At 64.3% G+C, this 21,221-nt stretch carries 21 protein-coding genes and 1 tRNA gene; 10 read left to right on the top strand and 12 right to left on the bottom strand.

The features are described 5' to 3' along the window. The 3 genes from Q0964_RS00680 to Q0964_RS00670 form a co-directional block, all read left to right on the top strand. A partial coding sequence (locus Q0964_RS00680) for a CoA transferase (RefSeq protein ID WP_299262335.1) occupies positions 1-462 on the top strand: 462 nt, incomplete at its 5' end. Between the two features lie 5 nt (positions 463-467). Further along, a complete protein-coding gene (locus tag Q0964_RS18250) occupies positions 468-1,226 on the top strand; it encodes a CoA transferase (RefSeq protein WP_349254412.1) in 759 nt (252 codons plus the stop codon). Continuing rightward, complete coding sequence (locus Q0964_RS00670) at positions 1,208-1,408, top strand: dodecin (protein WP_299262337.1); 201 nt, start codon at positions 1,208-1,210, stop codon at positions 1,406-1,408. Before Q0964_RS18250 ends, Q0964_RS00670 begins: the two co-directional genes overlap by 19 nt. Here Q0964_RS00670 and Q0964_RS00665 read toward each other — a convergent pair. Next, the gene (locus tag Q0964_RS00665; protein WP_299262331.1) at positions 1,405-1,764 is read right to left on the bottom strand and encodes a HesB/IscA family protein; all 360 of its coding nucleotides are present in this window, start codon (positions 1,762-1,764) and stop codon (positions 1,405-1,407) included. The genes Q0964_RS00670 and Q0964_RS00665 overlap by 4 nt on opposite strands. A 100-nt stretch (positions 1,765-1,864) precedes the next feature. Further along, positions 1,865-3,136, bottom strand: a complete 1,272-nt coding sequence (gene hisD / locus Q0964_RS00660) for a histidinol dehydrogenase (protein ID WP_299262329.1) — start codon at positions 3,134-3,136, stop codon at positions 1,865-1,867. A gap of 1,143 nt (positions 3,137-4,279) precedes the next feature. Between hisD and Q0964_RS00655 the strand changes: the two genes are divergently transcribed. Then, on the top strand, positions 4,280-4,480 hold the full coding sequence (locus Q0964_RS00655) for a hypothetical protein (RefSeq protein ID WP_299262328.1): 201 nt from the start codon (positions 4,280-4,282) through the stop codon (positions 4,478-4,480). On the opposite strand, the gene Q0964_RS00650 is transcribed toward Q0964_RS00655, so the two are convergent. The 5 genes from Q0964_RS00650 to glyA all read right to left on the bottom strand — a co-directional run bounded on the left by Q0964_RS00650 (position 4,477) and on the right by glyA (position 9,160). Continuing rightward, on the bottom strand, positions 4,477-5,451 hold the full coding sequence (locus tag Q0964_RS00650) for a J domain-containing protein (RefSeq protein WP_299262326.1): 975 nt from the start codon (positions 5,449-5,451) through the stop codon (positions 4,477-4,479). The genes Q0964_RS00655 and Q0964_RS00650 overlap by 4 nt on opposite strands. Before the next feature lie 289 nt (positions 5,452-5,740). Then, complete coding sequence (locus Q0964_RS00645) at positions 5,741-6,235, bottom strand: NUDIX domain-containing protein (RefSeq protein WP_299262324.1); 495 nt, start codon at positions 6,233-6,235, stop codon at positions 5,741-5,743. Between the two features lie 8 nt (positions 6,236-6,243). Next, positions 6,244-7,137, bottom strand: coding sequence for a bifunctional methylenetetrahydrofolate dehydrogenase/methenyltetrahydrofolate cyclohydrolase (locus tag Q0964_RS00640; protein ID WP_299262321.1), 894 nt, complete (start codon positions 7,135-7,137; stop codon positions 6,244-6,246). A 53-nt stretch (positions 7,138-7,190) separates the two neighbouring features. Then, on the bottom strand, positions 7,191-7,709 hold the full coding sequence (locus tag Q0964_RS00635) for a hypothetical protein (protein ID WP_299262319.1): 519 nt from the start codon (positions 7,707-7,709) through the stop codon (positions 7,191-7,193). Positions 7,710-7,912: 203 nt separating this feature from the next. Beyond that, complete coding sequence (gene glyA, locus Q0964_RS00630; RefSeq protein WP_299262317.1) at positions 7,913-9,160, bottom strand: serine hydroxymethyltransferase; 1,248 nt, start codon at positions 9,158-9,160, stop codon at positions 7,913-7,915. A gap of 167 nt (positions 9,161-9,327) precedes the next feature. Between glyA and Q0964_RS00625 the strand changes: the two genes are divergently transcribed. The 4 genes from Q0964_RS00625 to Q0964_RS00610 all read left to right on the top strand — a co-directional run bounded on the left by Q0964_RS00625 (position 9,328) and on the right by Q0964_RS00610 (position 14,451). Next, entirely contained in the window at positions 9,328-11,403 is a 2,076-nt protein-coding gene (locus Q0964_RS00625; RefSeq protein ID WP_299262315.1) for a hypothetical protein, read from the top strand. 230 nt (positions 11,404-11,633) lie between these two features. Continuing rightward, a complete protein-coding gene (gene tbsP / locus Q0964_RS00620) occupies positions 11,634-12,452 on the top strand; it encodes a transcriptional regulator TbsP (RefSeq protein ID WP_299262313.1) in 819 nt (272 codons plus the stop codon). A gap of 40 nt (positions 12,453-12,492) precedes the next feature. After that, positions 12,493-14,211 (top strand): YcaO-like family protein, encoded by a 1,719-nt coding sequence (locus Q0964_RS00615; RefSeq protein WP_299262311.1) that lies wholly within the window; start codon positions 12,493-12,495, stop codon positions 14,209-14,211. Positions 14,212-14,301: 90 nt separating this feature from the next. Further along, positions 14,302-14,451 (top strand): hypothetical protein, encoded by a 150-nt coding sequence (locus Q0964_RS00610; protein ID WP_299262309.1) that lies wholly within the window; start codon positions 14,302-14,304, stop codon positions 14,449-14,451. On the opposite strand, the gene Q0964_RS00605 is transcribed toward Q0964_RS00610, so the two are convergent. From Q0964_RS00605 to Q0964_RS00590, 4 genes are all read right to left on the bottom strand, one after another. Continuing rightward, complete coding sequence (locus Q0964_RS00605; protein WP_299262307.1) at positions 14,448-15,587, bottom strand: DUF63 family protein; 1,140 nt, start codon at positions 15,585-15,587, stop codon at positions 14,448-14,450. The two genes, Q0964_RS00610 and Q0964_RS00605, sit on opposite strands and share 4 nt — an antisense overlap. Before the next feature lie 92 nt (positions 15,588-15,679). Then, positions 15,680-16,471 (bottom strand): inositol monophosphatase family protein, encoded by a 792-nt coding sequence (locus Q0964_RS00600; protein WP_299262305.1) that lies wholly within the window; start codon positions 16,469-16,471, stop codon positions 15,680-15,682. A 26-nt stretch (positions 16,472-16,497) separates the two neighbouring features. After that, a complete protein-coding gene (locus Q0964_RS00595) occupies positions 16,498-17,553 on the bottom strand; it encodes a hypothetical protein (RefSeq protein WP_299262302.1) in 1,056 nt (351 codons plus the stop codon). 314 nt (positions 17,554-17,867) lie between these two features. Next, positions 17,868-17,951: transfer RNA gene (locus Q0964_RS00590), tRNA-Leu, on the bottom strand. A gap of 500 nt (positions 17,952-18,451) precedes the next feature. On the opposite strand from Q0964_RS00590, the gene Q0964_RS00580 reads away from it, so the two are divergent. Then, a complete protein-coding gene (locus tag Q0964_RS00580) occupies positions 18,452-18,937 on the top strand; it encodes a DUF309 domain-containing protein (protein ID WP_299262301.1) in 486 nt (161 codons plus the stop codon). Between the two features lie 391 nt (positions 18,938-19,328). Here Q0964_RS00580 and Q0964_RS00575 read toward each other — a convergent pair whose 3' ends face one another. Continuing rightward, a complete protein-coding gene (locus Q0964_RS00575) occupies positions 19,329-20,570 on the bottom strand; it encodes an RNA-guided endonuclease InsQ/TnpB family protein (RefSeq protein WP_299262300.1) in 1,242 nt (413 codons plus the stop codon). 413 nt (positions 20,571-20,983) lie between these two features. On the opposite strand from Q0964_RS00575, the gene Q0964_RS00570 reads away from it, so the two are divergent. Continuing rightward, entirely contained in the window at positions 20,984-21,175 is a 192-nt protein-coding gene (locus tag Q0964_RS00570) for a hypothetical protein (protein WP_349254411.1), read from the top strand. Positions 21,176-21,221: the final 46 nt, after the last annotated feature.

Here is a 21,221-nt window from a genome sequence, read left to right as displayed (position 1 = left end):
AGCCCCGACCCGATCCGGAACTGGCCGCCCGAACAAGACGGCACGAGCCTCTGGCGGAAGTCACTCGCTCGGAACAAACGCTGTGTCACGAGCGACCTCGGCACGGACGAGGGACGCGCTGGCGCCGGAACTGGTCGCCGGTGCCGACGCCGTCGCCGAGAGCTTCCGGCCGGGAGCGCTCGAAGGTGGGACCTCGGCCCCGAGCGCCTCCACGAGACAAGCGACGAACTGATTCTCGTCCGTATCTCCGGGTACGGACAGACCGGCCCGAAGGCGAACGAACCCGGTTCGGCACCGCTGCCGAGGCGGTGTCCCGCTTCGCTCACCTCAACGGCTACCCGGACCGCGAACCACTCTTGCCACCTAAGCCTCGCGGACATGGTCGCCGGCCAGACCGCCGTACAGGGGCTCCTGCTGGCGCTGTTCGAGCGTGACGTAACCGGGAGCGGCGACGGACAGTAATCGACGTGAGCGTGCTGGAGTCACTGTTCCGGGTGTTCCCGGGCGAGGTGGAACCGTACGACAAGCAGGGTGCAGTCTCCGAGCGACTGGGCACCCACCGCGCCAGTGCCGCGCCGCGGAACGTCTACGAGACGGCCAACGGCCACGTCGCTCTTTCGGCGTCGGCCCAGTCGATCTTCGAGAATCTCGCCGACATCATCGGCCGCCCGGAGCTGGTCGACGACCCACGGTTTTCCGACAACAGCAACCGCGTCAACCACGCCGACGAACTCGACGAGTACATCGCCCCCTGGACCACCGAGCGGTCCACCGACGAGGCCATCCCGGACCGGCGCGCGGGCGATGCTGTCGTGGCTCCCGTCTGCGACGTGAGCGACATCGTCGCGGACGACCAGAACGCAAAACACACATCCGAAGTTCTCGCGGACGCCCGGTTCCGTCGACCACCTCGGCCCACGGCACGGAGAACACAACGCTGCGGTCTACCGCGAGGAGCTAAGGACTCGACGAGGCGACGCTCGACGAACTCCGAGCGAACGGCGTCGTCTGAGCCACGGCCGGAGCCGATATCGAACAGGCGATCCCCGCAGGTTCCGACACGGTGGATCGCACTCCCACTCCGGCCGTGCCGGTCGGTCGTCAGCGCACGAACAGGGCTGGTCGCGGTTCGTCTGAAAAACACTAGGGCGTGCCAAGTTTTAACAGGGCCAGCGACGAACAATGTGCGTCGTTGGGAACGACTACCATGGTTTTCAAGAAAATAACGCTGATCGGTACGAGTTCGGAGAGCTTCGACGACGCGGTCGACGATGCGGTCGACCGCGCGGAGAACACCCTCGACGACGTCTGTTGGGTCGAGGTAGAGGAGATGGGAGTCGAGGTTGCCACCGCGGAGAACCGCGAGTATCAGGCCGAGGTGGCGGTTGCGTTCGAGCTGGCCGACTAGGTTCGGAAGCTCTCGCCACAGCCACACTCGGAGACGACGTTTGGGTTCTCGACGTGGAACCCTTCACCCTGCAGTCCGTCCTCGAAGTCCAGCACGCTACCCTCGATGTAGTTCATGCTGGCCTCGTCCACGAACACACGCAGGCCGTGGTGTTCGAAGACCGTATCCTCGTCTTCGGGTTCGTAGTCGAACCGCATCCCGTAGGAGAGGCCGGCACAGCCACCCTGCTGAACGAACAAACGCAACCCGGCTACGTCCGTGTCCATGCCCTCGCTCTGTAGCAGTCGGACTGCCTCTTCCGCGGCTACCTCGCTGACCTCGATTTCTGTTTCGGCGGCCGCAGTCGTTCCGCTCATGAGCCATGATACTATGCGAACGGTGTTAATTGTGTTGCCATTCCGTGGCTCGCGCCACGCAGTTCGATGGCGGAGCCGTCTCCACCGTCCACGTGGCCACTCAGTCTTCGGAGCGCTTCCGGACGCTCTCTGCGTGCGCTTCGAGTCCCTCGGCCTCCGCGAGCGTCGTGATCGTGTCCGAGAGGTCGTCGAGTGTGTCGTCGTCGAGGCGCTGGACGGTCGTCGAGCGCATAAACGTATCAACGGAGAGTCCACCGTACCGGCGCGCGCCGCCACCGGTCGGGAGGACGTGATTGGGGCCGCTGGCGTAGTCGCCGGCCGCAACCGGGGAGTGCGGGCCGAGAAAGACGCTTCCGGCGCTGTCGATGCGGTCGAGCAGGCCCTCGTCCTCGTCGGCGACGATGGCCAGGTGTTCGGCCGCGTACTCCTCGACGAACAGTACCGCTTCGCTCATCGAGCGCGCGAGGAACACGCCGCTCTCGTCGTTGTCGAGCGCACTGCGGATCGTCTCCTCGCGCTCGCGACCGGGGACCTGTGCCTCGACGGCTCCGGCAACCGCCGCTGCCAGGTCCGGATCGTCGGTAACTGCGACGACGGAGGCGTGCGTGTCGTGTTCGGCCTGCGCCACGAGGTCGGCGGCGACGAGTTCGGGGTCGGCTGTCTCGTCGGCCAGCACAGCCACCTCGCTGGGGCCGGCGAGGAAGTCGATTTCCACGTCCCCCCGCACCTCGGCCTTCGCGGCCGTCACCCATCGGTTGCCGGGGCCGACGACCGTCTGCACGCGGTCGACCGTCTCGGTGCCGTGGGCGAGCGCGGCGATTCCCTGTGCGCCGCCGACCTGGTAGACGGCGTCCGCGCCGGCAATCTCGATAGCCGCGAGAGTAACTGGATTCAACTCCTCCGCAGGCGGCGTCGCGACGGCGACGTGTTCGACTCCGGCGACGGTCGCGGGGATGACGCCCATCAGCGCGCTGGAGGGGTAGGCGGCAGTCCCTCCAGGGACGTAGGCGCCGGCGCGTTCGACGGGCGTGAATCGCTGCCCGAGTTCCCGACCGTCGAAGTCGTCGCGCCAGTCCTCGGGAATCTGCCGTTCGTGGAACGCGCGGACGTTGGCGGCGGCGTCCTCGATGGCCGTGCGCACGCCGTCGTCTATCTCGTCGACGGCGCGCTCGGCGGCGTCGGTCACGTCGAGGTTGCCAACCGACACATCGTCGAACTCCTCGCTGTACTCGCGGATCGCCGCGTCACCTTCCTCGTGGACACGATTGACAATCTCGCGCACGTCGTCGCGAACCGCGCCGATACCGGCGTCGCGCTCGAACAGTGCCGCCCGCTCGTCGGGCCGCAACTCCGAAATCTCCCGGACGTTCATACATACTGTTTCCCGGCCAACGAAAAACGGTTGTCGGAATCCTGCCCCGAGCGGTCACTCGTGATACAGTTCGAGAGTCTCTGTGGTCGACGCACCGGGAGGGGCCCACGTTAGCGACGGGACGGGACGGGACTGAACGCCGGCCGCGTCACGCCCAGTTGTCCACTAGGCTCGAGACGCAGCCGTCGTCGGCCAGCGGGAAGCTATCGTGAACGTCGTACTCCTCGTAGTTGTCGGGGGCCTCGCTCTCCACACCGGTGTCGCCGACGGCCTTGTTCCACTCCTTCCAGGCGTAGGTCCAGCCGAGGAACTCGTCGTCGGTCTTGTATTGCGGCAGGTCTCACAGTGGTCCACGATGGCCTGTCCGTACTGCCCGTCGGTGGCTACCGAGTCGCTGTCGATAGCGCCGCCGAGGAAATCGACGGATGTGACTGTGGTGTCGTACTCGCGGTCCATGAAGAACTCCAGACACTCCGCGACGGTCTTTTGCCCCGCCACCGTGCGCGACCAGTCTGATGTCGGTGTCGGGTCTGGCTTCCTGGTAGTCTCGGACGAACGTCCCGAGTTTGTCCGCGTTCCGGTCCGCGATAGTGACGGTCTGTTCCCAGCGTCCATCATCGGCGTCCCGGTCGTACCCGGCCAGAGTCTCGTCGTAGCCCGCCGACCGGAGTCCCTCGTTGAAGCCAGGAAGCGGTTCAACGCGGCTTCGAGACCCTCGTCGTACCGGTGGACGAAGACGACCAGTTCCGACGGTGAGGCGTCGTCTGTCAGTCCTGGAATCGTCCCGCTGGTCCGGTAATTCGTGCGGTCGTTTTCCGCCGTGTAATCGACACCGAGCAGTAGCTGTGCAATGAACTGTCCGCGTGTCGTCACGCGGCCGGCGTACAGGCCCTCGAACGCGGTCGCTGTCCCGGTCGCTGTCGTCCCGAACCCGACCGCCGCTGCCGTTGCTGTGCCCACTGTACGCAGATACGTCCGTCTCGTGACCTGCGTCCACTCGTCCCCACGTCCCATTGTGCCACCCTTTCAGACCACGCGATATTCGAGATGAATTATGCACGAACGGTCCGTGTGTTTATACGACGAGGGCGTCAGACGCGTGTCTGCCGTAGAGTTTTGCTCGTAGCGATGGACGTTGTGGGTATGGGTTCGGAGTTCATTTGGGGGGCGACGAAGGTCTGGCACTGTCAGGTGTGTGAGAGACGCAACGTCACGACGGAGACGGACGTGTTCAGCGACCAGTGCCGCAACTGCACGGTTTACAACGAGCTCGACTGGACGGAAAACGGAGAGGTGAGCGTTGTCGAGGCCACGCGTATCGCCGACGGACTCGAGGCCGATTAGGAGTACACCTGCGAGACCATGTGGAGAATCGAGAAAAAAACCGTCGTCCCGAGCAGCAGAAGCGAGATGAGCATCGTCGGTATCGACGGAATCCACGACATGATCAGCCAGATGGTGACGAACGCGCTGATCAGGAACACGAAGTGAAACACCAGCCAGGGACCGACCTGTCGGAGCACGTCCCGGAGTGACGCGACACCGACGTCGCTGGTCGCCGCCGTTGGTTCGTACCCCGACGGCGTGTACCTGTTCGTCGACGCGTGCGCCGCCTGCCAGCCGTCGGTCCGCGCTCGGTCGCGGGGGTCCGCGCTGTGGCCCCCAGTGGCCGTCGACGTCGACGACGAGTCCGAAAACGCCCAGTCCTGTCCTGCATCCGTCGACCACGTGCCGTACTCGTCCGTTCCGGTCCCAGCGGTGCTAGCGTCACTCGTGTCCGCGTTGCCGGTATCGGTCCCACCGCTGGCAGTGTCGCCGGTACTGGTTCGCCCCGACCGGTCCGTCCGTCTCGACCGGTTCGTCCGTCCTGTCCGGCGGTCCCGACGGTTTCCACTCTCGCTGGCTTCGGCGTGGCTGGACCGGTAACGCTGGTAGTTCTCGGCGTTCGGGTCCCCGTCGGTGTTGCCTCGCCCAGACGAACCTGTCCCACCAGTCGAATCGCTGCCGGTGCCGGCTCCCGTGTCGGCGGCTCCGTGGCCGTTCGGGCCCGGTCCGCTCGTTTCGACCGACCAGACGGAACTGTCGAGATGGTCACGCACGTAGACAGTGTGCCCGACGCGGTCGTATCGGCGGCGGCTCCCTTCGTCGACCAGCACGTTACGGGCGGCGGTGAGGCGCTTGAACGTGTCCGCGGCGTCGGCGTCGTCACTCACGTCCGGGTGGGTCTCCTTGACCTGGGCCCGGTAGGCGTCCCGAATCGCATCGGCGTCGGCGTCGGACTCGACACCGAGCGCGCTGTAAAACGTCTCCGCCATGCGGGTGTCTGAGTATGGTAGGTTCGTTCCCCGAGTGGTTAAACTTCACCCAGATTCCGGCCCAGGAGTCACGACCGACCACTGCTATACCTGTGCGCGTACGGGCACAGGTCGTGTGGCCTCTCACGTCCCGACGCTACTCGGCGGGTCGCCGCCGGCACCGACGTGGAAACCGTGCACGCAGCACGGCCACCGACTGTGCCGGCAGGTCCGTTCTGTCGGTCCGCTGTGGCGCCACCGGCGGACTGGTGTCGTCCACGCCGGATTCCGGGCAGACCGGTTCCGCTCGTCACCGCGCGCCCGTCACGACCTCGCGGTCGACCGTGTTCGCTGGGACCTCCGCGAGCCACTCGACGGCTTCGATTGCTTCGCCGTCCACACCCGGATCGTTCGTGAGTTCGGTCGTCTCCGGCGTGGCCCTGTAGTGTGCGAACTGGAAGACGAGTCTGTCGTCGCCGCGGTCGAATGCGACCTCGGTGACCGCGAGGAGGTCGCCGACGCTGACGGACACGCCGGTCTCTTCCTCGACCTCGCGGACCAGTGCTTCCTCGTGGGTCTCGCCGGGTTCGACCTCCCCGCCGGGCGCGAGCCACTCGCCGTCCTCCCGGACCAGCAACACCCGGCCCGCGTCGTCGGTGACGACGGCACCGACGGCCCACGTCATCGGGCCGACTTTCGGTTGCAGGTCGGCGAAGCGGTCGGCGTCGACCCGCTCGACCTTGTGGCGCTCGGCGACACCATCCCGGGCGGCCAGGTCGGCGAAGGTCGGTTCGCTGGCAGTCATCGTCGCTCTCAGGGAAGAGAGACGTCGGTGTCGGTCTGAAGACCCGCGGCTTTGACCGTGTTCCAGAGCAGCATCGCACGCGTCATCGGCCCGACACCGCCGGGGACGGGTGTGATCGCGCCGGCGACCGGCTTCGCACTTTCGTACGCTACGTCGCCGACCAGTTCGTAGCCTTTCTCCGTGTCGGCGTCCACGCGGTTGATTCCCACGTCGACGACAGTCGCGCCCTCGTCGAGCATGTCGCCGTCGATCATCTCCGGGACGCCCGCCGCCGCGATGACGATGTCGGCCCGACGGGTACGCGCTTTCAGGTCCTCGGTCCGGGAGTGACAGACTGTCACGGTTGCGTTGCCGCCCTCGGCCTTCTGGAGCAGGAGGTTCGCCATCGGTTTGCCGACGATATCCGAGCGTCCGACCACCACGGCATCGGCTCCTTCGGTCTCGACGCCAGCGTCGACCAGCAGTTTCTGGATCCCGTGGGGCGTACAGGGTTTGTAGCGGGCGTTGCCTGCGACGAGGCGGCCGACGTTCTCGGGGTGGAACCCGTCAACGTCTTTCAGCGGGTCGAGTCGCCGGAGGACCTCGCGGTCGTCGACGTGAGCCGGCACGGGCATCTGGACGAGGATACCGTTCACCTCGGGATCGGCGTTCAACTCGTCGATGGTGTCGAACAGTTCCGTCGCGGGGGTCTCCGGGTCGAGTTCGACGTCTCTGGCCTCGATGCCGACCTCCTCGCAGTCGTCTTGTTTCATCGAGACGTAGGTCTGACTCGCGGGGTCGTCGCTCATCAGCACCGTGGCGAGCGTCGGAGTCGTCCCGGCGTCGGCGAGTGTGTCGATGGCGTCGCCCAGTCCGTCGCGAACGTCCTGTGCGACGGCGTTACCGTCGATGATGTCGGTCATAGCTGAACAGGCGGTGGGGCGACTCTTGAACGTCTCGAAAACGCCCGGACCGATCAAGGACAGTCCATCCCTTCGGACGAGCGGGGGTCGCTCCCCTGTGAGACGGCACGAGTCGCACCCGAGTCGGGAGTCACGACCATCGCCTGCCCGCCGTAGCCGTGCGTCTGGTCGTGGCCGCGGACGACGACGCAATCGACGCTCTCTGGCACACTGATCGTCGCCGAGCGGGTGAACGGCTGCTCGCTGTGTGGATGTGAGAGGTCGCGCCGACCCAGTCGCGTACCGTCGAGTCGTTCAACCTGCCACCAGTTCGCGTAGCCGTCCTCGCCCGCGTCGTCGTGGTGAAGCGTCACGTCGAAGCGATAGTCGCCGTCCCGGACCGTGACGCCGGTTCCGACGACGTTCGCCTCCTGGCGGTCCAGGTCGGCCGGCGAGTCTGTCGCGCCAGTCGCACCGGTTGACCCATCCGCGTCGCCGGTCTCGTCGTCGGCGCAACCGGCGAAGGCACCCGTGAGTGCCAGTGCGCCGCTGGCGAGCAGCCGACGGCGCGAGAGCGGCGTGTCACCAGTCATCGACCGACGCTACGACGACTGGGGTAAAAAGCGTAGCCCGTTCGTGCCGGCCGAGCGGACGACCGGAACTGAGACCGTTCATGAAAGCGCCAGGTGCTGCGACAGTTCGAGGTCCTGCTTCGTCTGGCGGATGTATCGACGGCTGTGCGGTCGAGGGACGGGACGGAAAAACGCTGTATTCGGTCCAGGACCGTCGCGTCGCGCTACTCGTACAGCGGGTAGGCGTCGGTCAGGTTCCGGACGCGCTCTGCGGCCTCGGCCTTGACGTCCTCGTCGTCGTAGCCGTCGACCACGTCGGCGATGATGTCCGCGACCGCACGGCACGTCGACTCGTCGAAGCCACGGGTCGTCAGCGCGGGCGTGCCCGCGCGGATGCCCGAGGGATTGAACGCCGAGCGCGTCTCGCCCGGGACGGTGTTGGCGTTGAGGACGATACCGACATCTTCGAGCGCCTCCTCGGCGTTTTTACCGGTCGTGTCGGGGTGCGAGTCGCGGAGGTCCACGAGCACGAGGTGGTTATCGGTGCCGCCCGAGACCAGCGAGAGCCCTCGCTTCCGGAGCTGGTCGGCGAGCGCCTTCGCGTTCTGGACCGTCTGTTCGGCGTAGGCCTCGAACTCGGGTTGGAGCGCTTCGTTGAAGCCGACGGCCTTTCCGGCGACGTTGTGCATCAGGGGGCCGCCCTGACTGCCTGGGAACACTGCGGGGTCGATGTCGTCGGCGTACTCCTCGTCACACATGATGATGCCGCCGCGGCCTGCACGGATCGTCTTGTGCGTCGAACCGGTGACGAAGTCGACGGTCCCGACGGGGTTCTGGTGGACACCAGCGGCGACGAGGCCGGTGATGTGTGCGATGTCGGCGAGGTGGTACGCGTCGGCGGCGTCGGCCGCCTCCTGAATGGCCTCGAAGTCGACCTCGCGCGGGTACGCGGAGTAGCCCGAGACGATGATGTCGGGGTCGAACTCCTCCGCGTGCGTCTGGAGTGCCTCGTAGTCGATGTAGCCGGTCTCGGGGTCGACTTCGTACTGTTCGACCTCGTAGAGTTCGCCGGTGAAGTTCGCCGGGTGGCCGTGTGAGAGGTGGCCGCCGTGTTCGAGTTCCAACGAGAGAATCTTGTCTCCGGGCTCCAGCATCGCGTAGTAGACGCCCTGGTTGGCCTGTGTACCCGAGTGAGGCTGGACGTTGACGTGTTCGGCGCCCCACAGTTCCGTGGCCCGTTCGATGGCGAGTTCCTCGATCTCGTCGGCGTACTCACAGCCCGCGTAGTAGCGCTCGCCTGGGTACCCCTCGGCGTACTTGTTCGTGAGCGCGCTACCCTGGGCTTCGAGCACCGCCTCGCTGACGTGGTTCTCGCTCGCGATCATCGCCAACGTATCGTTTTGCCGCCGCACTTCGCCTTCGAGTGCATCCGCAGCCGCCGGGTCGACGTCCCGGACGTGCTCATAACTCATACACGTGGTTCGGGTCTGGTGCGTCAATAATCTACCCTTCCTGGCCGGAGTTTTCACCGCTGACACCATCCTCGCAAAGAACTGCCGTCAATCGTGGGTTATTTAAAAACCCGGTCATACCCCGTCCGAAAAATAATGCGTGAGTAGTACGTGCGAGTGAACGTAGCATGATGGCTTGGGTGGCGGCCAATGGGGGGGTTAGAGCCATCGGGGGTGCAGGAGAGGTGACGGTTCGGACCGTCGATTGGGAGGACAGCGAGTCCGGCCCGGAGATGGTCCAACCGGTCGAGGACTGCGTGACCGGGAGTCTCTCCGAACTGCGTGTCCCCGTTGAGAACGTGACGTTGACCGACGCGTCCGGGAGGCGACGGTACGACTTGGGTGAGCCGGTGGCGCTGGACAGGGGGCAGTTCCTGCTCAACTGTCGACCGTCAGTGGGCGTGTCCAGCAGGCCCGGTGCACGTGGCGAGGCGGGCATCGAACTGTACTGTCGGTTCGAGGGACCGGCGTTCGTCCGTCGAGTCGAAAATCAGGTCGTCGTCGGTCTCGGGGAGTCGCGGCCGGTGACACTCGGATTCAGGGAACGCTCGGAGGACCCGGCGACGGTCACCGTTCCACCGACACCGGCCGGGGTCGCGGACGCGATCAGTTACCTGTCAGCGGCGCTCAGGACAACTGGGCCGGCCCGGTCCCATCCGTCGATGCGGGACCATCCACCGGTCGTCGAAGTGGGCGACGAGCGGTCGATTCCCGACGCGGTGGCGGCGGCGACACCCGAAACTGGGATCGAACTGACACTGCCGCCGAGTCTGGAGTACCTGTTCGTCGGGGCACCGCTGGCATATTACCTGGGCGCGGACGTGACCGTCGAGGCCGAGGCGACACCGGAACTGCTCGCGCCGGAGACGGACGTAGAGTGTCGGTTCCGGGAACTACCGACCTTCCAGCACGGCGTCGCGCGCCTGCTCAGACAGGTGTTCTTCTACGATACGCTGGTCCGGGACCTGGAGGGGGAATCCCCAGCTCATCGCGACGCGTTGCTGGACCAGTTCGGTCTCGACCCGGCAAAACTGCGGAACCAGACGCCGGCCCAGCGGCTGGCGCGGTACTTCTGTGTCAGGGGGCCCGACCTCGACGAGTCCCTGCCAGAGTGGCACTTCTCGACGTACGCCGCACCGGAGATAGAGAACACCCGGTCGCTCCCGTACCTGTTGGACGCGTTGAGTCTGGTTTATCTGCCCGAGGCCTCGGAGTTGCGGGGGACGGAACTGCTCGAGCGGACGCTCGACGACTTCTATCGGTCCGGTAGTCACACCAGTCAGCGCTCGGTAGCCTCGGTCGACCGTGTGGACCCGGAGCTTCGGGCCGGACGAATCCACGCCTGGCTGGCCGGCGGCGCACCTATCGACGCGTTCAAGTCCTCACCGAAGGCCTACGAGAACCGGCGACGGTACCAGGACCGGCGGGGGACGCCGCTGTCGGTGACCGTCGTACTGAACGACGAGGAGATGTACGACGAACACGCGGCGGTCGCGGACATCTACGAGGAGCGGTCGGCGGACCTGCCGCTGTCGGTCGACATCGAGGAGCATCTCACCAGCGCGGAGCTCGCGGACGTGTTCGCCTCGCCCAACGACTTCGTCCACTACATCGGCCACTGCGACGCCGACGGATTGGAGTGTCCCGACGGGCGGTTCACCGTGGCGTCACTGGACGACTGTCAGACGCGCACGTTCTTTCTCAACGCCTGTGGCTCCTACCACGAGGGGCTCGAGTTGATCGAACGGGGCAGCGTCGGCGGCGCGGTCACCCTGACGAAGGTGCTGGACCGGCAGGCGGCGAAGGTCGGCACTGCTTTCGCGCGCCTGCTGGTCCACGGATTCGGGCTCGAACCTGCGATGCAGTTGTCGCGCCGGCGCATCATGATGGGGAAAGACTACGCCGTCGTCGGGGACGGGACCTACACGCTCGCGCCGACGCCGGACAGCCCGGTCGTCTGCTGGCTCGAACGCGAAGACAGTCGCTTCCGCCTGTCCTACGAAGCGCTGACGGGCCGCCGGATCGGGGACTGCTTCCAACCGGCCTTCGCCGAGAAATCGGCGTACCACGGGACAGCAACCGAAACCGTCCTCGAACCGGGGGAACTGGTCGACGTGCTGTCGGAGACACAACTCCCGATTATCTACGATAGCGAATTCCGCTGGTCGGACGGCCTCGCCGCGGAACTCGACCTGGACCGCTGATTGTTCTCACTGACGAAACGTTTCGACGAGTTTTGGGATTCCGCCGACCGGTGGGTCTGCCGGCGATTTAATTGAACGGTTGTTGATTCAACATTCATATTTGATATTCAGACCAAAGAGATATAATTAGCCGTCTCGAAACTCAGATGTATAGTTGTTACGCGTGTAATTCAACTCGTTATCAACGATAAAATTAAATACCGTAGTGTGATATATACAGTCATAGTACGATGAGCCAGAACCTGCTTGCGGACGGCATCACGGACCTACTGCGGACCGAGCTGTCGACTGCCCCCACCGAATCGTATCTCGTGACCCCATCGCGGGAGACGGTCGAAGAGCTGGTATCGGTAATGAGTACGCTGGAGTCCCCGCCCGGTGTTCGACTGTTGGCGGCCGAGCGGCCGCTCAAAGACGTGATGGACGACTTCATCATCGCGAGCCGGGCGGCGAACCTGGTCGCCGACGACGTGTTATCGGTCCGGACGGTCGAGAGTCCGCCGGAGAACGCCCTGTTCGTCACCGACGACGATGTCGTCGCTATCGTCACGGCCGGCGACACGGTGGCTGGGCTGACGACGGACGACGGCGAGTTCGTCGAGAGCGCGCGTGAACGCTACGACGGTGTCTGGGACGGTGCCGACGAATTCGGCCTCCGGACGCCGCCGCTGACCGAGGTCCGGGAGACGCTGTCGTCGGACATCAGCGAGACCACGGCGACGGACTTCGACGAGGTGCTCGCCTCTCTTCAGACCGCACGCGGCAACGGAGATGGCCTCGACGAGGTAACAATCAGCCTCCTCGTTGCCGCGAAAAACGGCGAGTTGCTGTACGACATCAGCAAGTGGGGCGAGGACATCGGCCTCGCCTCCAAGGCGACGTTCTCCCGGACCAAGACCAAACTCGAGGACATGGGCCTGATCGACACCGAAAAAGTCCCCATCGACGTGGGTCGGCCGCGTCTCAGGCTGATGCTTGGTGACGACCGACTCGAAGACGCCGACTCGGATCAGTTGGCAAACGTGGCCCAGAGCCTGCTGTCGAGTTGAGGCCTGCGCTTTTTTCACTCCCGGTCGCGTTCGGCAACCAATGACAGTCGCTCTCGTCGGTTCGGGACCGGCACGCGAGGCGGTTGCCGCCGCACTCGGAGATGTCGACGCGCAGGTCACGGACCTCGATCCGACGGTCGTCGGCGGTGCCGACCTCGCGGTCGTGGTCGGACAGGCTGGCGACGTGGCCTTCGAGACCGTCGACGAGCGCGCCCGCGAGTCGGGCGTTCCCTGGCTCGCGGTCGAGGTCGGCGGCGTCGGCGGCTACCCCGTCGTCGAGGCCGCTGTGTCCGGGTTCGGTCCCGGGACCGCCTGTTACCGCTGTCTCCAGTCCCGGGTGCGCTCGAACGCCGACCCCGATCAGGAGCCACAGGCCGCACCCGACGCCGGGACGGCACGGTTCGCCGGCTCCATCGCCGGCCGCGAAGCCGCGAAACTCGTCGCTGGCGAGCGCTCGTCGATCATCGGCGGCGTGATCGAAGTTCCACGTACCCAGCGACAGTTCCTCCCCGTTCCGGACTGTATCTGTGCCGTCGAACGCGACCGGGCTTTGGACGACGACCACGTAGAGCGCGACCTGGAGGCGTCGCTGGCCCGCGCAGAGCGGGGTCTCGACGAGCGTGTCGGCGTCGTCGCCGAGGTGGGCGAGGCCGAGTCGTTCCCGACACCGTACTACCTCGCAAACGTCGCCAATACGAGCGAGTTCAGCGACGCGACAGCGCCACGACAGGCGGCCGGCGTCGCCGCCGACTGGAACGCGGCGTTCATGAAAGCTCTCGGCGAGGGGTACGAGCGGTACAGCGCCGGCGTCTACCGGACCGCCGAGTTCGAGACGGGGACGGCCGCCGACATCGACGATGCGGTCCCGCCATCGACGTTCGTCTGTGCCGACGGCGACGACTGGACGGCCGCCGACGAACACACCGAGGTCGAGTGGGTGCCGGGCCGGAACCTCGACACCGACGGTGACGTGTGGCTCCCCGCGGAGTTCGTCCACTTCCCGCCACCCGCCGAACGGTTCCGCCCCGCCGTGACGACGGGGCTGGGACTCGGCAACGGGGCTGTGGAGGCGCTCCTGTCGGGCCTGTATGAGATCGTCGAGCGCGACGCCGCGATGCTGTCCTGGTACTCGACGTTCGACCCGCTGGCCCTCTCTGTCGAAGACGAGACGTTCGGCACCCTGCGCCGCCGAGCCACGTCCGAAGGACTCGACGTGGTCCCCCTCCTGCTCACGCAGGACGTGGATGTTCCCGTCGTCGCGGCCGCGGTCCACCGGGAGGAGTGGCCCCGGTTTGCCGTCGGCCTCTCGGCACACCTCGACCCGGCACTGGCCGCGCGCTCGGCGCTCGCCGAAGCCCTCCAGAACTGGCTCGAACTGCGTGGAATGGGAGCAGCGGACGCGGCCGACGAGAGCGGTGCTATCGGCCACTTCGCCGACTTTCCGGGCGAGGCCCAGACGTATCTCGCCGTCTCCAGCAGCGTCCCCGCAGCACAGGTCGGCCCCACAGACCTCCCGACCGGGCGAGACCACCTCGACGCTGTCGTGTCTCGCCTCCGTGACGCAGACCTGGACGTGTACGCCTCGCGACTCACGACTCGCGACGTGGACGCGTTGGGGTTCGAGACGGTTCGAGCGGTCGTTCCGAGCGCCCAGCCGCTTTTCTTCGATTCCCCGTACTTCGGCGAGCGCGCCGAGACGGTCCCTCAAAGCATGGGCTTCGAGCCACGCCTCGACAGGGACCACCACCCCTATCCGTAGGGAGAGGTAACTTTATTTTGAAGTGTGCGGAACGTAAACACGGGGTTGCTCGCGGACCCGTCAATATCCTCCGGCGGTGGCCCGTTTCCAATGACATCGGAGTTCGACCTCCCGCGTGCAGACTGTGGTCACGCGCTCGTCCGACGACAGATCGACGACGCGGGTGGAACGGCGACCGTGGCAGTGTGTCAGCACTGCGGCGGTCGGTACTATCCGGAATCTGCCCTGCAGAAGCGTTAGATGCCGAACGTCGCGCGAATCATGTCCCGGGTTCCGGGCCCCAATCCGACCGCAACGATTGCGGTCAACAGGAGCAGGGCGTACCGCGGACTCTCGTCGAATATTTCTCGGTCGAAGATCCAGACGACCGACAGCGCGACGACCAGTTTTACCAACAGGAACGGCCAGGACGACCCCAGTGCGGTCAGGACCGACGTCGGCAGGACCGTCTCTGCGGTGTTGATGATGAACGCGTTCGCGGGATGTTTCGGACTGTAGATGGCGTTGACGCCGAGCGCGCCGAGCCAGTCTGCTGCAATGACGTTTGCGACACCGTCGATTGCGTGCCCCCACAGTACCACCAACCCGATCAGTCCGGTGCCGGCGTTGATTCTGGGACTGAGCCGGTCGACACCGAGGTAGAGGCCACCCGCCAGCAGCGTCGCGATGGCGACCACGCTCAGGAGGACCTGTGGGTAGAATTCGACGTAGTCGGCGGTGAGCGCGAGGGCGACGAGATAGCCGAAGGACAGGAGGAAGACGGCGCTCCCGACGGCCGCCATCGGTCTGACGTAGGTCTCGACGTACCCCTCATTTCGGAGCCGGAGGGTCACCAGGAGGGAGGCGAGCGTCACGAAAAACACGGTGAAGTAGATGATCGGACTGATTATCAGCGTGTTCCAGGGGTACGCGATGGCTTGGGTCGCGCCTTCGGGCACGGCGTCGTTGGCGTCTTCGACGACACGCAGAGCACCGCCGAACAGCATGAACGGGACCAGCGAGAAGAACATGCCGCGGTCCCGCCCCACGTCGAGGTTGCGGAGTAACTGGAGGACCCCCACCAGCCCGAATAACAGGACGATCATGTACCCGACCTCGGAGACGAGCGTGTATCCCGGCTCGGCGACGATTCGTCCGGCCGTCGTGGCCTGCTGACACGCGAGTTGGTCGTACACGAGTTCCGATGCGCCACCGCTGTGGACGGCGCACACTGCGTTGTTCGCGTCGGCGTAGACCGGCCCCCAGAAGTACTGCCAGACGAACCCGCGGTAGACCGCATCGTAGAACGCTAGCGAGCCGAGGATCAGCGCCGCGACCCCGGCCAGAGCGCCCACGGTCCAGGCGCGCCTGGCGTCGATCTGCTCGGTCACCTGCATAGTCGACACCCCGCGAGCCGCGCGTTTCAGGTTTCCGGTCCTGTGCGACAGGCGAACACGTCCGTCTCCGGCGGCGTTGCCGCCGATCGCACTCACTCGGTATCGCGCTCGACCACGTCTCGGGCCAGTTCGACCAGGCGCTCGTGGGCCCGTCCGTTCGAGGCGACCAGCCCCTGGCTGTCGTGTCGCCAGCGCTCGCCGAACACGTCCGTGACGGTTCCGCCGGCCGCACGGATCATGTGAGCGCCGGCGACGGAGTCCCAGGGGTTGGGCCGCCGCGTCGCGACCGCCGCGTCGAGACCGCCGCTGGCGACGAACGCGAGCGCCGACTGCATGCTCCCGAACCGCCGCATGTCGCCACACGTTCGCACGATACCGTCGGTGAGGGCGGCGTATGCGTCGCGTTTCCCGTGTTGCCCCCATCCCAGCGCCGCGACCGCGAACGTCTCCGGGTCGGACCGGTCACTGACCGAGGCCGGGTCGCCGTTCAGTCGCGTCTGGTCGCCAGCGAGGTACTCGTCGTTCGTCGCAGGCATGACCGTCGCCGCGGCCACCGGTTCGCCGTCCTCGACGCGGGCCACACTCGTCGCCCACTGGCGCAGACCCCGGAGATAGTTGGCCGTCCCGTCGATGGGGTCGACGATCCAGGCGGGGCCATCCGCCGGGACCGCCGACGGCGCCGCCGCCTCCTCACCGACGACCGGTGCGTCACTCTCGCTCGCCAGTAGTGCGACGACTCGTCCCTGCGCGTCGGCGTCGGCATCGCTCACCAGGTCGTTCTTGTGTGCCTTGGTTTCGAACTGCACGTCCGACCGGAATCGCGCGTCTGCGACGGTCCCGCCGGCACGGGCCGCGCGGGCGGCGAGGGGAGTCCACTCGTCCATACCGTACCGTCGCCGCCCGCAAACAACTAGGTGATGATCTGGTTGGCGGTCCGCATCTCCGAGGCGATGTCGTTCGAGTCGGCCGCCCGTTCCGCTTTTCGCCGCTGTTCGAGGAACGTCTTCTGTGACTCGTTTTCGACTTTCGCTTCGCTGGCCTCGTACAACGCATCCGCTGCGGAGTCGAGCGCCCCCATGACGGCAGCGGCTTCGCTCGTCTTCTCCTGCATCCCGGTCGACTCGTCGACGAGTTCGAGGGTGGTCCGCGCGGTCCCGAAACTGAATTTGGCAGTGCTGAGTGCTCTGCGTGCCTGTTCGTAGTTCTGTTCGTAGAACGCCGGTACGCCGTCCTGGAACGCTTCGATACCCCGCACACCGCTGTTGACTGCGCTCCGGATATCCCGTAACGCCCGCACCTCCGAGCGAATCTGCCCCATCTTCTCGTTGTACGTCTCGCCGATCGGCTCGAAAACCGAGACAGCCTCGGCGTCGATCTCGTTTCTCAGCGGGCGGGCCAGTGACTGGGCCTCGCTGCGTAGCTCGTTGATACGGTTCGTCGTCTGCTCTGCCCGCAGCGTACTCTCGGCGTAGAGCCGTTCGATCGCGAAGACTACGTCGTCGTAGGCGTCGATCATCACGGCCCGGAACCGCGCCAGGTCCTCGAGGAACACCGTTACTTGTACGAGCGACAGGATAATATCTTTCTGCCCCTCGGGCGCGAACTGCGTCGCCTCTTCGAGCGGTTTCCGTGCGTTCTGTGCCATCGTCCGGAGCTTCGGTGCGTGGAACGACTCCGTGCTCGCGGTCACATCGAGCAGGTCCGCATCGGGTCCCTTGTAGCTGACGTACGTCGTGTACGTCTGCCGGATGCCGTCCATCGCCTCGGTCATCAGGTCGGTCGCCCTGGGGTCCGTCTCGATGGGTGTCGGCGTCGGTCCCGCGTTCTCGCCGAATCCCGAGTCGAAATCGGCCTCGAACGAGCTCTCGTCGAACTCGAAGTCCACGTCCTCGACGTTCCCCGCAGAGAAGTTCCGCTCGTCGCTCATGTTCCCGAAGTTGAAATCCGACTCCTCGGAGTCATTCATAAACCCCTGGATGTGCGACCCCGGTCCCTCACCTCGCCCCGGTCCCTCACCTCGCCCACTGTTTTGCACTGCCCCACACCCAGCAGAGAGGAGCGCACCAGCCGTCGCAAGTACTGTGCGACGTCTCATGAATTACTGAACACAACCTGTCTCACACTATTTAACAATGTCCCGGCTAGAGCCGGTTCTTTTTACCTGTCTCCGATGTCGGGCCGGCGGCTCTCGGACACGGTTCGTGTGTGAAGTTCGCGAGGGAAGATCGCTCCGAACGGATCTTCCTGCACTGTTTTGCGAGGGGCCGTAGTGGCCAACAGTGCGAGGGAAGGGATTTGAACCCTTGGACCCCTACGGGAGCGGATCTTGAGTCCGCCGCCGTTTCCAGGCTTGGCTACCCTCGCACACATTTGCTATTCGGCTCTCGCCGATATAAAGATTCCACGGAACCGGGCAGCCACAGCGGAGGTTCCACATCTCCAGCGCCAGCAAAGAAGTTCGATTTATTTCCAGTTGTAACCGGTATAATCGAATTCGTAGGCGGATTGTCGGGCGATAACCTACTAGTCAAGAGTTTTTATCCTGGCACTCACCGGTCCGGACCGCACCCGTGACGAGCGGGGACCGAGCCGACGGATTGACACACGTGTCGGTACAAAAGCGATCCGATGGACGAGCACACGCGCGACGATTCGGTCGGCCCGACGCTTCGAGGGTCACTCACGGGGTGGAATCCAGCCGACGACAGGCGGGAGCACGGAACCCTCCGGCACGCGACGGTCCACGGCGTTCGGCTCCACAACGTCGGCGGGTATCACGAGTCGCACGACTGCTTCGAGAATGTTTGGCCGAGTGTCAACAAATACCGTCAGGGAACCGGGTTCGAACGGCCAGCAATTAGCCTATGAACGACTACACACGGGACCCCATGGTAGGCCCACCGATTTCAGGGAACCCGAGCGGGTGGAACCCGGGAACCGGTGAGTGGGAACACGCTACCCTTCGGCGGGCGGTGATTCACGGCGTCCGGCTATACAATTCCGGCGCGTTTCACGAATCGCATGACTGTTTTGAATCAGAGTGGTATAATTACGGGAGCGGAACCACCGAGAGCGCATTCGCTCACGGAATGGTACAGGTCGCGGCGGGCGCGTACAAGCACTTCGACTTCGAGAATGACGACGGTATGCGTAGCCTTTTCGAGACGGCATTACAGTACCTCCACGGTGTTCCGAATGATTACTACGGGGTCGACGTTCTCGCCGTCAGAACCACGCTCACAAACGCGCTTAACGATCCAGCCGTATTAGAGGGGTGGCAAATCGAACTTGACGGGGAGCGACCGGAAGCCCGACCGGAGGATTACGAACACGCCGAAACTCTTGAATGAGGCTATTCGGCTCCGTTGAAGTTCCTCACCTCTGATACGAACCGCATGCTGAATACAAGCCGCGTATCGATCACAACAGGTCGCAGGCACAGTCTCTATGTTACCCAGTTCGGAATCTGCTCTGGTAAATAAAACAGTATTAGTGCGACTCAGATGGTGACAGCGGCCAGAGGAGGGAGGACAAACGTCGCGCCGCCGATGAGGGGGAGTATCTCCCCGTAGGGGAGCAATGGCGCGACTCTATTTAATATAACACTGATAAAACTGCCGACGAGAAGCACGACCGCCGCAACAGATGTCTTGAACGCGAGGGTCGACAGGTCTGGCGTTCCTGACATCTCCTCGTCAGTTGAATGTTACCCCGCGCACGGTGGCGCGGGGAATCCTGCTCTCACGAGGGCAGGCTTCCTGTTTCGATGACGTGACGTGCAGACACTTCATGGATGGCATCCGTGTCCGTAGCGGTCACAGTCTCCACAGGCGTTGATTCGGGCCATCCCAGCCCTAACTCAGCAAAGCCGCGTTGGATGATGTTCATCGCTGCGTTCGCATCTCTGTCCGTCTCGAACCCACAACTCGGACAGGAGTGTTCCCGAACCCAGATGGGTTTCGTGGTTTCCACACCACATCGGGCGCACTCTTTCGTTGTTCCCGCAGGTTCAACCTGTACGACGTGCGTGCCGTACAGGTCGGCCTTGTAGTCGAGCAAGTTGATGAACTGTCGCCATGCCGCATCCTGCTTGTTGCGAGCGTTGCCGTCGCCCTGGAGCATCGCCTTTACGTCGAGATCTTCCACGAACACGGCGTCGTACTCGTTGACGAGCCACGTCGTAAGTTTGTGCTGATAGTCCAGCACTTTGCGGCGAATCCGGCGCTTCACTTTGGCGACTTTCCGGCGTTGTCTCTCATAGTTGCGACTCCCGTGGTCTTTCCGCGAGAGTCTGCGTTGCTCGCGCCGCAGACGCTCGTAGTCGTCTTCGAGATCGATCCAATCCACGGTTTTGCCATCGCTGGTGTGGACGTAGTTCCGGATACCGAGGTCAATCCCGACGCAATTGCTCGCATCCAGCGAGTCAACGTCGGGCTTTTCGGGGAGATCGACGTCGTCGGTTTCCAGCCGAAAGGAGACGAACCACTCACCAGTCGGCTCCTTTTTGAACGTGACTTCTTTGATGGTGGCGTGGTCGGGAATCGAGCGGGAGTACCGGATTTTCACCCACCCGATCTTGCTGAAGCGGACGTATGCGCACTTGTCGTGGCCCCTCTTTTCATCGAGGTCGAAGCCAGACTGGTTGTACGTCACGCTTCGGTACTCGGTGGGTGCTTGCCGTTTGAGGCGACCGACCTTGTGTCCGTTCTCTTTCTTCTTGCGAAGGTTCGAGAGGTTGCGGTGGAAACGAGCAACGGTGGCTTGGGCGGCTTTTGAGTGCAGTTCGCTGAACACTGGCCACCGTTGTTTCCACTCGGGAAGCTTGTTGTTCTGGTCGTACTCAGACGGTTTGTCGTCCTCGGGGCTGTTCTCGTAGTCCCAGCGAACGTGGTTGTAGAGTTGGCGATGAACGTCGAGATGGTGTTCCAGCCTGTCCGCTACCTCTTGTGTCGGGTAGGCGCAGTAGCGGTGACTGTATTCCATCGCTGTCTGTTGGTTACCGATGTGTTCACTTAATGGTTTGTACCACGAGTTGTCGGCTTCATCCCCGACCACGGTGGGTCGGGGTATTCGCCTCGCTGACCAGTATAAACCTCTTAGATATCCGGCTTGTTGCCATCGATAGCTGGTAGACATGATTGAAAGTTAATTTTTATGTTAAACGTAACAATGGATCAGACGGCACGGTCTTTTATAAGCTACCAGAGTACGATTACTACCAGTACCAAGCGCGAACACGCTGATTGCACCGATTGAGGGAAGCTACTGTGAGTCCCTCTACGAGGAAGAGAAATTGCTGACAACGTGCGAATAACATATTTCGAGAACAGCGAGGCGCGGAGCGCCTCTGGCAGTCGGACACAGTCCGGCGACGACGACGGGATGCGGTCGCTCTTTTGGACTGCCCTCCAGTACTTTCAGAGCGTCCGAAGGAGTACTACGGCGTCGACCTGCTCGACGTGCGGACGGTGCTGACGAACGGCTTGACCGACCCCACGGCCATCGAGGGGTGGCAGGTGTACCTCGACGACCGTCGGCCCGAGGTGACGAAACCGGACTTTTCGTACGCCGAGTCACCGGAGGACTGACCCGTCCCGGTTTCGTGGGTACTAAGACCAGTCGGTGGTTGCTGTG

The organism is Halorientalis sp. (assembly GCF_028275115.1).
In the GTDB taxonomy this organism is placed as follows: Archaea; Halobacteriota; Halobacteria; order Halobacteriales; family Haloarculaceae; genus Halorientalis.
This window is presented reverse-complemented; position numbering and strand designations above follow the sequence as displayed.